The organism is Halosolutus amylolyticus (genome assembly GCF_023566055.1).
GTDB classification, from domain to species: Archaea; Halobacteriota; Halobacteria; order Halobacteriales; family Natrialbaceae; genus Halosolutus; species Halosolutus amylolyticus.
In genome coordinates, this window is sequence record NZ_JALIQP010000001.1 from 1,155,527 (window position 1) to 1,168,391 (window position 12,865).

Here is a 12,865-nt window from a genome sequence, read left to right on the forward strand (position 1 = left end):
ATGAAGTCATACAATTATGGTTCCGGTCGAGTGCTTCTCCCGTCTCTCGGCCCGTTCGATCGACCACGCTCCGGTTCGATCGATCACTCATCGTCCTTCTCAGCCGCGAGTTTATAAGTAATGACGCGGCCAGACGGAGTATGCCAGCACTCACCCCGATGACTCGACGATCGATCGTTCGAACGCTCGGCGCTTCGGCCTGCGCGACGATGATCGCCACGACGAGCGTCGGCGCGCGCACGGATTCCGATCGGACGACCGACGACGACGAATCGACCGCCGCGGAGCGGTACGTCGCCGTCGTCGATCGGATCGTCGACGGCAGACACGTGGTCCTCCTGCTCGAGGAGGAGGGAAAGCTCGTCGACCAACACGTCGAACCGGCGTCGGAGATGCCCGACGTCGAGGAGGGCGATGTCCTGCACGTCGTCGTCAAAGACGGCGATCTCTGCACGTATCAGCACCTCCCGGAACGGCCCGGTGAGCCCGCAGACTCCGACGGTATCCCCGTGGCTCCCGACCCGGGCGGGGGCTCCTGAGGACGTGACACCACGGCCCCGATACTGCCGATCAGTCGATCGGGATCCGCGTCACCGATCGCGAGGGCGTCTCGATCGGCACGACCACGTCGGGATCGGCGGATTCGCGTTCGAGGTCCTCGAGTACCCGCCGGATCCCGTTGTGGTGGCCCGCACCGACGACGGCGACGACGTCGTGGCCCTCGCTGCGAAGCCGGTGGAGGCGGGCCGCCATCGATCGGTCCCGGCGGTCGATCAGCACCTCGGCGACTTCCGGCAGGAGCCGTCGAACGTGGTCGATCATCGGCTGGACGTCGTCGCCGTGCTCGACGTCCGCGAACGACGTCGTCATCGCCTCGACCCCTCTGGCGTAGTCCTCGGGACTCATCAGCTGTGCGCGGACCAGCATCTTCGGCAGCGTCTCGATCCCCACGCGCCGTCCGAGCGCGTCGAGCGTGTCCACTAGCGGATCGTCGATCAGCGCGACGTCGGCGTCCAGTTCCGCGGCGGTTTCGATCGCGGTCTCCATATCGGTCTTCGTGGGGTCGAGCCCGTACAGTCGGACGACGGTTCGCTGGAGGGCCCGCAGCGTCGCGTACGCGGCCGCGGTCGGTGGCGGCAGTTCCTGGGCCAGGTCGAACGGTGTCGACCGCCCGTTCCGATCGAGTCGTTCGAAGCGTCGCGCGTCGAGTTCGACGGCGACGACGTCGGGGTCGACCTCGCGAATCGTCTCGCGGACCCGTCTCCGGTGGGTCGGCGAGAAGTGGACGCTCGGGACGAACGTGAGGGTGCCAGTTTGGGTCATTCGATCGGTTCGTTCACCGCCGACGGGTATGAAGCTATAGTCGCCACTGAAACGATTTCCACACCGATCGCAGGATATCGGTGCGATCGGGTGTGCAGTGACTTTCAGCGGCTACTATGGCAGCCACTGGATGCCAGTTTGCCCCCGATCGATCGACCGCGAACTCCCCGGCGGGCGGCCCGCTCGTCTCACGTCTCTTCGGGACCGGTCGCCGCCCCGTCCTCGTCGTCCCGCCAGGGCCGATCGACGTCGAGGTCGTACGCGTCGATCGCGTCCGTCCAGAACTCCCGGAACGCGGTCTCTTCGAGTCGGCGCACGTCGCTCTCACCGGCGTCGACGCGCTCGAGCCGTTCGTCTACCGTTTCGAGGAGACGATCGGCGTCACGTCCTTCGACGACGCCCGCCTTGATCGCCGCCATGACCGCGTCCTTCTCGCTCTCCAGGACGCGTCGTTCACCCGCGAGTTCCGCCCGTCGACGGACGGACGGGTAGCGATCGAGGAGTTGCGAGATCGCCGTTTCGAGGCGGTTCTTCTCCCGCCCGTACGTTTCGCAGAACTCGACGTAGAGGTCCTGTGGGAGCTCTTCGCTCCGGTGCAGTTCGCTCGCGGTCGCGATGGCGGCGTCGACGCCTCGAAGCCGGGCCGTCAGGAGGCGATAGACCTCCTCGGGCGGCGATCGCTGGACGAGTCCGAGGCGATCGAGCAGCGGGCCGATCGTCAGCCCCTGGACGAGGAGACTGAGCGCGGCCACGCCAAAGACCAGTGCGCGGAGTTCCTCGCGCAGGGCGACCGGCAGGTCGGTCGGCAAGCCGAGGACCAGCGCGATGGGGATCGAGGCGTGGAGGCCGCTCCAGGCGATCAGGTGCTGGGATGGGCGAGCGATCGACTCATCGAGCCAGCCGTTGGCGGCCGAGACGAGCGGATAGACGACGGCGGCCCGGGCGAGCACGACGAGGACGAACGCGATCGCCACGAGGGCGGCGCTGTCGACGAAGGCCTCGATCGGCGTCTCGAGGCCGATGAGCACGAACAGGAGGGTGTTGAACAGGAAGGCGACGGCGCTCCACGTCGTGGCGACGGTGATCCGCGTCTGGGGGTCGAGCGCCTCCGTCTCGCCGCGATCGCCGATGAACAGGCCGGCGACGACGACTGCGATGGCCCCGCTCGCGCCCAGTGCGTCCGCGAGGAGGTACGACCCGTAGGCCAGGACGACGGTGAGGCTGACGCCGAGCATCGCGTCGTCTGCCACGACCATCGCTCGGTAGACGAGGTGGCCGGCCGCGACGCCGACCAGGAACCCCCCGACGCTCGCGATCAGCAGTTCGAACCCGACGGTTCGAGCGAGGTCCGTGGCGGACGTCAACGCTGCGGGCGAGCCCCCTCGCCGGGTGGCCTCGACGACGACCGCGAGGATCGTCGTAAAGAGGGCGACGCCTACCCCGTCGTTGAGCAGGCTCTCGCTCTCGACGACGGTCGAGAGCCGCTTCGGCGCGCCGAGGTCTTCGAACACCGCGACCACCGAGACCGCGTCCGTCGGCAGGATCATCGTCGCGAACAGCAGGGAGACGAGCACGGGGTAGCCGAACGCGTATCGGCCGATCGCGCCGAGCAGAAGGATCGAGAGGACGAGTCCAGGGCCGGCCAGCAGCACGACCGGGAGGAGGTTCCTCCGCAGGCGCTGCAGGTCGACGTTCGCGCCACCCTGGAACAGCAACGCGGGAAGGACGACGAGGAGAATGAGGTCCCGGGTGAGGCCGATCGTGTGGGAGAGTCCGATCGCCGACGCGCCGACGCCGACGAGGAGCAACGCGATCGTGTAGGGAATGTTCGCGCGCCTCGCGAGGGCGACGCCGACAGTGGCCGCGATCAGCAGGATGACGACGAGTTCGACGAGGACGGTCTCGAGGGCGCTCATCGCGGGCGGCTACACCGCCCGGCCAGTTAACGCCACCACGGGTTTCAGAGAGAGCGAGACGCCGGTGAGTCGACGGCCCGGTGAGAAACGAGGTCGGGAAGGATCGGGGGCGAGAACGGATCGATCCCGACCGAGCGGTTCAGTCCTCGAGTTTGCCGGCGAGTACCTTCGCCGCGGTGAGGATCGGGTCCCAGACGGGGCTAAACGGCGGCGCGTAGGCGAGGTCGAGATCCTGGAGTTCCGGTACGGTCAGGTCCGCGGTCACGGCGGTCGCGACCGTGTCGATCCGCTTCGCGCCGTCCCGCCCGACGATACTCGCGCCGAGGACGCGCTCGCTCTCGCGATCGGCGACCAGCGTCACGGTGAGTTCGGTCGCGCCGGGGTAGTAGTGCGGCCGCGTGGGTGCCTCGATCGTCACGGAGACGGGATCGAAGCCGGCCTCGCGGGCGCTCTCGGGGTCGATCACGCCGGTCCGGGCCGCACCGAGGTCGAACGCCTTGACGATCGCCGTGCCGGCCGTGCCGCCGGTCTCCGTCGGATCGCCCGTGACGGTGGAGCCGATCGCCCGGCCGGCCCGGTTGGCGGTCAGCGCCAGCGGGACGTGGTCCGGTTCGCCGGTCACGACGTTCGTCGCCTCGGCGCAGTCGCCCGCGGCGTAGACGTCCTCGTAGTTGGTGCGGCCGTACTCGTCGGTCGCGATGGCGCCGGTCGGTCCGAGTTCGATCCCCGCTTCTTCGGCGAGTTCGACGTTCGGCGCGACGCCGACGCCGACGATGACGACGTCGGCCGGTACCGACTCGTCTTCGAGCGTAACTGCCTCGACCTCGTCGCCGCCGGCGAACCCCTGGACTGCCGTCTCGAGGTGCAACTCGACGCCCCGGTCGCGGAGGTGGTCCTCGACGACCCGCGCGGTCTCCTCGCCGAACGGCTGGAGCGTCTGCGGAAGCATCTCGAAAATGGAGACGTCGAGGCCGCGCTCGGTGAGCGCCTCGGCCATCTCGACGCCGACGTAGCCGCCGCCGACGATCGCCGCCGTCTCGGGGTCACGGGCGTCGACGTAGTCCTCGATCGCGTCGGCCTCGTCCATGCTCCGGAGGGTGAACACGCCCTCCAGGTCGAACCCGTCGAACGGCGGCGTCACGGCGCGAGCGCCGGTGCCGATCAGGAGCGAACCGTAGGGCTGTTCGAACCGATCGCCGTCGGCCTCGACGGTCACGGTCTTCGCCTCGGGATCGATCGCGACGACCTCGTGGCCGGTCCGGAGGTCGACGTCGCGTTCCTCGCGGAACTCCTCGGGGGTCACGGCCACGAGGTCGTCGAGGTCCTCGACGGTCCCCTTCACGTAGTAGGGCATGCCACAGGCCGCGTAGGAGACCCACTCGCCCTTCTCGAAGACGATCACGTCGAGGTCTGGATCCTCGCGCTTTGCCTTGCTCGCGGCACTCATCCCGGCAGCGTCACCGCCGACGACGACGAACGGATCTGTCATACACCCCGCTAGGGGCGCGAGTCAATAAAGTATTTCTCAGGTTCCCCAATACTGGGAATTCTCGTCACGTGACCGGCGGTCGCGGGACGGAACCGGGATGGGTCGATCGCGGACCGGCGGCTCTCGCCCGGCGGTCGACGGGAAAAGTGCGCGGTACTTACTCGAGTTCGACGCGACCGTCCGCGTGGACCGTCACGTCGTAGCCGCGGTAGCTGAACGAGACGCGGCCGGTTCGCGGGGTGGCTCGCGCGGTCGACTCGAACAGCCGATCGAGTGCGGCCGCGTCGACGGCGTCGTGGAGCGGCGGTTCTACGTCGGTCGGATCGACGCCGTCCGCGTCGGCGACCGCCTCGACGACCCGCAGACTCGGACTGTCGGCGGATCGCGGCGGATCGGTACGTCCCTTGTCGAGCATGGATTACACCAGGAGCTGAATGTCGGATTCGGCCATGTGCTGAAGCGCAGTGGCCGCGCCGACGCCGGTCGTCACGCCGTCGTAGAAGTCGTCCTCGTCGTAGTCCATCAGCTCGATCGTCATCTGGCAGGCCTGCAGGTCGACGCCGCTCTCCAGCGAGAGGTCGATCAGTTCCTCGATGGTCGCAGTGCCGTTCTCGTCGATCTTCTTCTGCATCATCTTCGTGGCCATCGAGTCCATGCCGGGGAGCGCGGCGAGCGCGTTCGGCATCGGCATGTTCGGGTTGCCGACGGCGGAGAGCTTGAGGTTCTGGGACTTCTCCTCGTGGAGGATGTCCAGGCCCCAGAAGGTGTGGAAGACGACGACGTCCCAGCCGAAGGCGGCCGCCGTGCTCGCGAGGATCAGCGGCGGGTACGCCATGTCGAAACTGCCCTGGGTCGCGACGATCGTCATCTTTTTTTGGTCGTCGCCCTCGTCGAGGTCGGCGAGCGACTCCTCGAGTTCGTCGACGCGCTCGTACAGCGCCTGGAGCTCGTCGGGGTCGATCTCGCCGTCGGCGTCGATCGGTGTCGTGGGGTTGTCCGTACTCATCTTATGCCGTTTTCTTCACGTAGTGGGTGTAGAGGTCGCCGTCCTCGACCTGGTCGAGGAGTTCGACGCCGTCGGTACCCTCGGCCCAGCCCTGAATGTCGCTCATGCTGCCCGAGTCGGTCGCGACGACTTCGAGGACGTCGCCCTCGCCGAGATCGTCGATCGCCTGCTTGGTCTTCACGATGGGCATCGGGCACGACTGTCCTTTCACGTCGAGCGTCTCCGTGGTGTCGTATTTCGAACTCATGTTTTCGATGTGCTCTGTATTGGAGCTATCGTACAATATTGGCTACGGGCATAAAAGGATATCGATTATTGTGGCCGATGTGAATAGCCGCTGTTCGTCGGGATAGCGTATATTACTGTACTGTCTCCCTATACGCGTGCGCACTGGATATATCCTCGGCTGGCCGATCGCGGTTATATTGTGCAGTAAGTGAATAACTATGCAAACCCTTAAGTGCGAGCGGCCGGTACGGATGAGTGTACAACATGGACGACATGGACTTTCCGACGCCGGACGTCGAAGTCGAATCGGTGACGCCGGACGAACTGAAAGGACGCATCGACGCGGGCGAGGAGGTCACGATCCTCGACGCGCGAATGGAATCGGACTACGACGAGTGGCGAATCGACGGGGAGAACGTCGAGTCGATCAACGTTCCGTACTTCGAGTTCCTCGAGGACGACATCGACGCACAGGTCCTCCAGAAGATTCCCGAGGACCGCGAGATCACCGTCCTCTGTGCGAAAGGCGGTGCCAGCGAGTACGTCGCCGGCACCCTCGCCGAGCGTGACTACGACGTGCACCACCTCGAAGACGGGATGAACGGCTGGGCGCGTATCTACGAGGCCGTCGAGGTCGAGCGCTACGACGGCGCTGGCACGCTGCTCCAGTACCAGCGCCCCTCGAGCGGCTGTCTCGGCTACCTCGTCTACGACGACGACGAGGCCGCCGTGATCGACCCCCTGCGCGCGTTCACCGATCGCTACCTCAACGACGCCGACGACCTCGGCGTCGACCTGAAGTACGCGATCGACACGCACATTCACGCCGACCACATCTCGGGTGTTCGCGCGCTCGACGCCGTCGGCGTCGAGGGCGTCATCCCCGAGGCGTCGGTCGATCGCGGGGTCACCTACGCCGACGACGTGACGCTGGCCGACGACGGCGACGAGTTCCAGGTCGGCGACGCCACCATCGAGACGGTGTACACGCCCGGCCACACCTCCGGGATGACCTCGTACCTGATCGACGACTCGCTGCTCGCGACCGGCGACGGCCTGTTCGTCGAGAGCGTCGCCCGCCCCGACCTCGAAGAGGGCGACGACGGCGCGCCGGAGGCCGCCGCCCAGCTCTACGAGTCGCTCCAGGAGCGCGTGCTGACCCTGCCCGACGACACCCTCATCGGGGGCGCGCACTTCAGCGACGCCGCCGAGCCCGCCGAGGACGGCACCTACACGGCACCGATCGGCCAGCTCGTCGAGGAGATGGACGCGCTGACGATGGACGAGGACGCGTTCGTCGAGCTGATCCTCTCGGACATGCCGCCCCGGCCGGCCAACTACGAGGACATCATCCCGACGAACCTCGGACAGCAGGAGGCCGACGACGACGAGGCGTTCGAACTCGAACTCGGCCCGAACAACTGCGCCGCCAGCCAGGAATCGCTCGCGGGTGACTAATCCGACCGATGGTAGCTGATCCGGTACCGCTTCAGCTGGCCGCCGAGCTGTTCCCCAACGGGATCAGTCGCTACGCTGTCGGCGGAATGCTCGTCGGCCTCGGTACGGTCGTCATCTACGTCGGGACCGGCATCCCGGCGGGAGCGAGCACGTTCCTCGAGTCCACGCTGTCGTACGTCTCGGACCAGTCGCGGTTCCAGCGGTACGTCTCGTCCCGTGACTGGCGCGTCGTGTTCACACTCGGGATCATCCTCGGCGCACTGGCGTTCGCGGCGACGGTGCAGTCCGGAGTGATCACGACGTCGCTCTACCAGCCCGGGACGACCGGCGAACTGTACGAGGTCGGCGGCGTGACGCTCTGGCTGACCGAGGTCCAGCCCTGGCGGCTGTTCCTGGGCGGCGTCCTGGTCGGGATCGGTACCCGGATCGGGAAAGGGTGTACGTCCGGCCACGGGGTCTGCGGCGTCGGCTCGGCGTCGAAGACCTCGATCGCCGGCGTGGTGACGTTCCTGCTCGTCGCCATCGCGACCGCCCAGATCGTCGCGGCCCTGGGGGTGAGTCCGTAATGAGCGAGATTCTCGCACGAGAATCTCGGTTCGGTGAGCGGAGAGCGAAGCGAACCGCGAACGGCGAACGGGGAGGTGACGACCCGTGAGCCAGGACCGACATCCCCTGTTCATGCCGCTGATCCTCGTCGGCGGCCTGATCTTCGGGTTCGGTCTCGGGTTCAGCCACATGGCGCGGCCGGAGGTCGTGCTGAACTTCCTCCAGTTCGACGACTTCGGGCTGCTGTTCGTCATGTTCGGCGCGGCGATCGTCTCCGGGATCGCCTTCGCGGTGATGCCCCGAATCCGCGACAGCGCGCCGCTGACCGGCGACCGGTACGAGCGCCGGCTGAAGCCCTTCGACCGGAACGTCCTGGTCGGCGGGGCGATATTCGGCGTCGGCTGGGGCCTCTCGGGGATCTGTCCCGGAGCCGCCTACGCCAGCCTCGGTGTCGGCAACGTCACCATCCTGTGGGCGCTCGGCGGCATGTTCGTCGGCGCATACATCCAGGGTCGCTGGCGCAGCCACCGTGCCGCGTCAGAAACGCCCGCAGCGGGTGCTGATTAGCGCAGTTTCCAGTCTCTTCGTACACTACTGATGGACATCACGACGATACTCCTGTTCAGCTTCGCCGCCCTCGCCAGCCTCTTTATGGCCTGGGTGATCGGTGCCGGATCGAGCGGTGCGACCCCCTTCGCCCCGGCCGTCGGCGCGAACGCGATCTCGACGATGCGCGCGGCGTTTATCGTCGGGATTCTCGGCTTCGTCGGCGCGGTGACCCAGGGTGCGAGCGTCTCCGAAGCCGTCGGCCGCGACCTCGTCCTCGGCGTCAGCCTCCCGCCCACCGCGGTCATCGTGGTCCTCCTGATCGGCGCGGGACTGATGGCGATCGGCATCTACACGGGGTATCCGATCGCGACCGCGTTCACCGTGACCGGGTCGGTGATCGGCGTCGGGTTCGCGATCGGCGGCCAGCCGGCCTGGTCGAAGTACGCCGAGATCGGTGCCCTGTGGGTCCTCACGCCCTTCGTCGGCGGCGCGATCGCGTACGGGATCGCGAGCGTGCTTCCGCGCCCGGACGTCCCCGAACGGGTCAGCGTTCCGCTGCTCGCGGCGCTCGTCGGCGCCGTCGTCGCGAACCTCGAGTTCGCGTTCCTCTCGTCGGTCGGCGGGACCCTCGCGACCGCCGGAAGCACCGTCGTGCCGATCGACGGCGTCGTGGCGACCGCCGCGGTCTCGCTCGGCCTCGGGGCGCTCGCCGCGCTGGTCGTCCGCTGGGACATCGCCCGCGATCAGGCGGGGGGACTGCGACGCTTCCTCCTCGCGCTCGGGGGCCTCGTGGCCTTCTCCGCGGGGGCGAGCCAGGTCGGCCTCGCCGTCGGCCCGCTGCTCCCGCTGTTCGAGAACCTGTCGATGGTGTCGCCGATCGCGATCCTGCTCGGGGGTGGCCTCGGGATTCTGGTCGGCTCCTGGACCGGCGCACCGCGGATGATCAAGTCGATCTCCCAGGAGTACGCCTCGCTCGGCCCGCGCCGATCGATCGCGACGCTCGTTCCCTCGTTTCTCATCGCCCAGACGGCGGTCCTGCTGGGGGTCCCGGTCTCGTTCAACGAGATCATCGTGAGCGCGATCATCGGGAGCGGCCTCGCCGTCGGCGGCGGCGCAGGGGTCAGCCCCCGGAAACTGGGGATCACCGTCGTCGCCTGGATCGGGTCGTTCGTCCTCGCGTTCGGCCTCGGCTACGGCTCGATGTGGCTCGTCGACGGGTTCTGATCCTCATACGTTTACTGTACGTCATTTCCGGCGCAACCGCGATCCGGGCGGCGGTCGCGCCGGTACATCGTTACAGCAATCCGTATCAGACGAAATTGAGCGGCACCATCACCAGCACGCCGAGGAGTATCCCCGCCGCGAGTTCCGGCTTGCCGCCGTTCGGGAGCCGATCGCCGACGTCCAGCGCCTCGGGAATGAACTCGCTGAGCACGAGGTAGATCATCGCTCCGGCGGCGAAGCCGAAGCCGTAGGGGAGCAACTCCCGGGCGATCCGGACGAACGCGAACGCGATGACGGCTCCGATCGGCTGCGGCAAACTCGAGAACACCGCCCACCAGACCATCTTCCACCGGGCGACGCCCATCGCCTTCAGGGGGATCGAGATCGCGGTCCCCTCCGGCACGTTGTGGATCGAGATCGCGATCGTCATGAAGATCGCCAGCACGGGGACGGTCGCACCCAGGATCGCCACCCCGCCCTCGAGGCCGAGGTCGGCGAACGAGACGCCGACGGCGATCCCCTCGGGAAAGCTGTGGACGGTCAGGATCCCCAGGATGAGCACGAGTTTCTTGAAGTCGGCTTCCTCGTACTCCTGCGGATCGATGTCGGCGTCCATCAGGACGTCGTGGGCGACGACGACGAGCAGGACGCCGACGGCCATCCCGACGGCGATCTCGATCGGGGTCCCCTCGGCCAGTCCCTCGTCGATGAGTCCGAACACCGACGCCGAGACCATGATCCCCGACGCGAGCCCCCAGAGGACGACGTTGCCGCGATCGCTGATCTCGTCGAAGAAGAAAAACGGGAGCGCCCCGATCCCGGTCGCCAGCGCCGTGACGAACCCCGCGACGAACACGATCGCGAGATTCTCGAGAAAGGCCATCCGTACCTCACCTGTCGAACCGGCGGTATAAATCGTCAGCGAAAGCGGCGCCACCCGGGGGTTCGAATTCCGCGATCAGTCCCCGCCGGCGTCCGCCGAGTTCGTCGTCAGGACGGGAACCGGGGCCGTCCGGAGGACCCGCTCCGTGACTGATCCGAGCAGGTGCTGGTCGAGTCCGGTGCGTCCGTGGGTTCCCATGACGACGAGGTCGACGTCGGCCGCGTCCGCAACCGACGTGATCTCCCGCGACACCGATCCGAACTCGATCGCCGTCTCGACGTCGTCGACCCCCGCGTTCGTCGCGACCGACGTCGCCTCCTCGAGGACCTCGCGTGCCTGTTCCTCGAGCCGATCGGCCGTCGGCGTCGAGCCGACGGCCAGCCCCAGCGTCGGTTCGTCGACGACGGACAGCAGGTGCAACGTCGCGTCGTGGCGGGCCGCGATCTCGGCGCCGTATCGCAGTGCCGTCCGCGCGTGGTCGCTCCCGTCGGTGGGCACGAGCACGTTCTCGTAGGGATATCGCGTCGCGTCCTCGGTGCGGACCGCCAGGACCGGCGGCTCGCTTTCGTTGACGACGCCTTCCGCGACGCTCCCGAGGACGTACTCCTTGAGGCCGCGGTGGCCGTGCGTGCCCATGACCACGAGGTCGACGGGCCCCTCGGCGGCGGCGTCGACGATCGCCGATCGCGGCTGGCCCTGGACGACGTCGTCGACGACGGGAACGCCCCGTTCTTTGGCCCGGTCCCGGGCGTCCGAAAGGATCTCCTCGCCCTCCTCCTCTAACACGTCGACGACGTTCCCCTCGTACCGGACGAGACTGGGTTTGTTCGTGTCGGCGACGTAGAGCAACTGGACGGTCGCCCCGTGATCGGCGGCGACGTCGAGGGCGTGATCGAGCGCGGCGATCGACGATTCGCTGCCGTCGACGGGGACGAGGAGAAACTCGTACATGGGTGCCCGTTCGTCCGGAACCGGCATACGTCTATTCGTCCGTCGGACGGCGTTCCCTCTCGCCGAGGACGGCGACCAGGTCACGTCACTTCGCTGGCGTTCCGCCGGTCCACGGACAGGAGTTCGTCCCCGTCCAGCGGGTCCTCGAACTCGCCGACCAGCGCTTCGAGGGCGTCGGTGGCCGTCAGCAGCCCGACGATATCGCCGTCGTCGTCGACGAGCGCGAGTTCCTGGCGTTCGGCCTGCAGCTGGTCGATCGCGTCGCTGACCGGCGTCTCGGCGGGCATCGTCACCGGCGGCGTCGCGAGGTCCGCGAACGACACCGTGCCGCTCCGCAGGTCGTCGATCCGGTCGACGACCGTTGGGACGTAGACGATGCCGACGAACTCCTCGGGCACGTCGTCGATCAGCGGGAAGCGCGTGTGCGGGCTCGAGCCGATCCGATCGAGGTTCTCCTCGACCGACGCCCGCGTCGAGAGGAACTGTACGTCCTCGACGTCGGTCATGGCGTCCGTGACCGGTTCCTCACCGACGACGAACGCGTTGAGGATCTCCTCTCGGCGCTCTCTGGGGAGGTCGCCCTGTTCGAGGACCGACCCGAGTTTCTTCCGGAGATCGGCACGTGACTCGATGATCTCCGTCTCGGTCTCGAGCCACGCCCCGGTCATCTCGACGCCGAACCGCCGGAGCGTCCACTTCGCGACGGCGTCGCCGAACCAGATCACGGGCCTGAGAAGCGCCGCGAACCAGTACAGCGGCGTGGCCCCGTACCGGGCGACGAACTTCGTCCGCTCGACGCCGAGGTAGGTGGGCGTCTGCTCGCCGTGGGTGAGGTGGAGGAGGTTGATGACGACGAACGCGAAGACGGCCCCTGCACCCGCGGACGCGAGCGCCGTGTTCTGGAAGACGGGTTCGACGATCGAGGCGAGGGCCGGTTCGGCGATGATGCCGACGGCGATGCTCGTCGCGCTGATCCCGACCTGACAGCTGGTGAGGTAGATCTCGAGGTCGTCGGTCATCTCCCACGCCCGGCGGAGTCCCGGCTCGTCGAACGCCGACTCCGGGTACTGCCGCACGCGAGTGAGCGCGAACTCGATCGCGACGAAGAACCCGTTCGCGAGGATGAGCGCGATCCCGGCGAGGAGGCGGAGTGAGATCTCGAACCCGTTCATTGGTGAAATAGTTCGACGGAGAGTGTAACTTTGTATCGGTCCGGCGACGAGTCTCGACTCGATCGCTCTCGACTCCAGGCCTGGGGAAGTCTATAGGGATTCGACTGGAAAGTCACGCCA

Annotated in this window: 14 protein-coding genes; 5 read left to right on the forward strand and 9 right to left on the reverse strand. The window is 67.4% G+C overall.

Annotated features, from left to right (window positions below; all coding sequences use genetic code 11):
• Positions 1-140: 140 nt before the first annotated feature.
• Positions 141-539 (forward strand): DUF3006 domain-containing protein, encoded by a 399-nt coding sequence (locus MUN73_RS05590; RefSeq protein ID WP_250139445.1) that lies wholly within the window; start codon positions 141-143, stop codon positions 537-539.
• A gap of 31 nt (positions 540-570) precedes the next feature.
• Here the strand turns inward: MUN73_RS05590 and MUN73_RS05595 are convergent, their stop codons facing one another.
• The 6 genes from MUN73_RS05595 to MUN73_RS05620 form a co-directional block, all read right to left on the reverse strand.
• Positions 571-1,323: a TraB domain-containing protein gene (locus tag MUN73_RS05595; protein WP_250139446.1), complete on the reverse strand. Its 753-nt coding sequence runs from the start codon at positions 1,321-1,323 to the stop codon at positions 571-573.
• Between the two features lie 188 nt (positions 1,324-1,511).
• Positions 1,512-3,239 carry a cation:proton antiporter gene (locus MUN73_RS05600; protein ID WP_250139447.1) on the reverse strand — a complete coding sequence of 576 codons (1,728 nt, stop codon included), beginning with the start codon at positions 3,237-3,239 and terminating at the stop codon, positions 1,512-1,514.
• A 139-nt stretch (positions 3,240-3,378) separates the two neighbouring features.
• Complete coding sequence (locus MUN73_RS05605) at positions 3,379-4,728, reverse strand: FAD-dependent oxidoreductase (RefSeq protein ID WP_250139448.1); 1,350 nt, start codon at positions 4,726-4,728, stop codon at positions 3,379-3,381.
• A 157-nt stretch (positions 4,729-4,885) separates the two neighbouring features.
• Positions 4,886-5,143, reverse strand: coding sequence for a DdfA family disk-determining factor (ddfA, locus tag MUN73_RS05610; protein WP_250139449.1), 258 nt, complete (start codon positions 5,141-5,143; stop codon positions 4,886-4,888).
• Positions 5,144-5,146: 3 nt separating this feature from the next.
• On the reverse strand, positions 5,147-5,734 hold the full coding sequence (locus MUN73_RS05615; protein ID WP_250139450.1) for a DsrE/DsrF/DrsH-like family protein: 588 nt from the start codon (positions 5,732-5,734) through the stop codon (positions 5,147-5,149).
• Between the two features lies 1 nt (position 5,735).
• On the reverse strand, positions 5,736-5,981 hold the full coding sequence (locus MUN73_RS05620; protein WP_250139451.1) for a sulfurtransferase TusA family protein: 246 nt from the start codon (positions 5,979-5,981) through the stop codon (positions 5,736-5,738).
• Between the two features lie 245 nt (positions 5,982-6,226).
• On the opposite strand from MUN73_RS05620, the gene MUN73_RS05625 reads away from it, so the two are divergent.
• The 4 genes from MUN73_RS05625 to MUN73_RS05640 all read left to right on the forward strand — a co-directional run bounded on the left by MUN73_RS05625 (position 6,227) and on the right by MUN73_RS05640 (position 9,739).
• Positions 6,227-7,420 carry an MBL fold metallo-hydrolase gene (locus tag MUN73_RS05625; protein WP_250139452.1) on the forward strand — a complete coding sequence of 398 codons (1,194 nt, stop codon included), beginning with the start codon at positions 6,227-6,229 and terminating at the stop codon, positions 7,418-7,420.
• Positions 7,421-7,428: 8 nt separating this feature from the next.
• Complete coding sequence (locus tag MUN73_RS05630; protein ID WP_250139453.1) at positions 7,429-7,986, forward strand: YeeE/YedE family protein; 558 nt, start codon at positions 7,429-7,431, stop codon at positions 7,984-7,986.
• 85 nt (positions 7,987-8,071) lie between these two features.
• Positions 8,072-8,533 carry a YeeE/YedE family protein gene (locus MUN73_RS05635; RefSeq protein WP_382181595.1) on the forward strand — a complete coding sequence of 154 codons (462 nt, stop codon included), beginning with the start codon at positions 8,072-8,074 and terminating at the stop codon, positions 8,531-8,533.
• Between the two features lie 30 nt (positions 8,534-8,563).
• Complete coding sequence (locus tag MUN73_RS05640) at positions 8,564-9,739, forward strand: inorganic phosphate transporter (RefSeq protein ID WP_250139454.1); 1,176 nt, start codon at positions 8,564-8,566, stop codon at positions 9,737-9,739.
• A gap of 85 nt (positions 9,740-9,824) precedes the next feature.
• Here MUN73_RS05640 and MUN73_RS05645 read toward each other — a convergent pair whose 3' ends face one another.
• The 3 genes from MUN73_RS05645 to MUN73_RS05655 all read right to left on the reverse strand — a co-directional run bounded on the left by MUN73_RS05645 (position 9,825) and on the right by MUN73_RS05655 (position 12,745).
• Positions 9,825-10,622: a ZIP family metal transporter gene (locus MUN73_RS05645; RefSeq protein WP_250139455.1), complete on the reverse strand. Its 798-nt coding sequence runs from the start codon at positions 10,620-10,622 to the stop codon at positions 9,825-9,827.
• A gap of 75 nt (positions 10,623-10,697) precedes the next feature.
• Complete coding sequence (locus MUN73_RS05650; RefSeq protein WP_250139456.1) at positions 10,698-11,573, reverse strand: universal stress protein; 876 nt, start codon at positions 11,571-11,573, stop codon at positions 10,698-10,700.
• An 80-nt stretch (positions 11,574-11,653) separates the two neighbouring features.
• On the reverse strand, positions 11,654-12,745 hold the full coding sequence (locus MUN73_RS05655) for a CNNM domain-containing protein (RefSeq protein ID WP_250139457.1): 1,092 nt from the start codon (positions 12,743-12,745) through the stop codon (positions 11,654-11,656).
• Between the last annotated feature and the right edge of the window lie 120 nt (positions 12,746-12,865).

Excerpts from the sequence above, each read along its gene's own strand:
- MUN73_RS05590 (WP_250139445.1), top strand. The coding sequence starts at position 141 with ATGCCAGCACTCACCCCGATGACTCGACGATCGATCGTTCGAACGCTC.
- MUN73_RS05595 (WP_250139446.1), bottom strand. The coding sequence starts at position 1,323 with ATGACCCAAACTGGCACCCTCACGTTCGTCCCGAGCGTCCACTTCTCG.
- MUN73_RS05600 (WP_250139447.1), bottom strand. The coding sequence starts at position 3,239 with ATGAGCGCCCTCGAGACCGTCCTCGTCGAACTCGTCGTCATCCTGCTG.
- MUN73_RS05605 (WP_250139448.1), bottom strand. The coding sequence starts at position 4,728 with ATGACAGATCCGTTCGTCGTCGTCGGCGGTGACGCTGCCGGGATGAGT.
- ddfA (WP_250139449.1), bottom strand. The coding sequence starts at position 5,143 with ATGCTCGACAAGGGACGTACCGATCCGCCGCGATCCGCCGACAGTCCG.
- MUN73_RS05615 (WP_250139450.1), bottom strand. The coding sequence starts at position 5,734 with ATGAGTACGGACAACCCCACGACACCGATCGACGCCGACGGCGAGATC.
- MUN73_RS05620 (WP_250139451.1), bottom strand. The coding sequence starts at position 5,981 with ATGAGTTCGAAATACGACACCACGGAGACGCTCGACGTGAAAGGACAG.
- MUN73_RS05625 (WP_250139452.1), top strand. The coding sequence starts at position 6,227 with ATGGACGACATGGACTTTCCGACGCCGGACGTCGAAGTCGAATCGGTG.
- MUN73_RS05630 (WP_250139453.1), top strand. The coding sequence starts at position 7,429 with ATGGTAGCTGATCCGGTACCGCTTCAGCTGGCCGCCGAGCTGTTCCCC.
- MUN73_RS05640 (WP_250139454.1), top strand. The coding sequence starts at position 8,564 with ATGGACATCACGACGATACTCCTGTTCAGCTTCGCCGCCCTCGCCAGC.
- MUN73_RS05645 (WP_250139455.1), bottom strand. The coding sequence starts at position 10,622 with ATGGCCTTTCTCGAGAATCTCGCGATCGTGTTCGTCGCGGGGTTCGTC.
- MUN73_RS05650 (WP_250139456.1), bottom strand. The coding sequence starts at position 11,573 with ATGTACGAGTTTCTCCTCGTCCCCGTCGACGGCAGCGAATCGTCGATC.
- MUN73_RS05655 (WP_250139457.1), bottom strand. The coding sequence starts at position 12,745 with ATGAACGGGTTCGAGATCTCACTCCGCCTCCTCGCCGGGATCGCGCTC.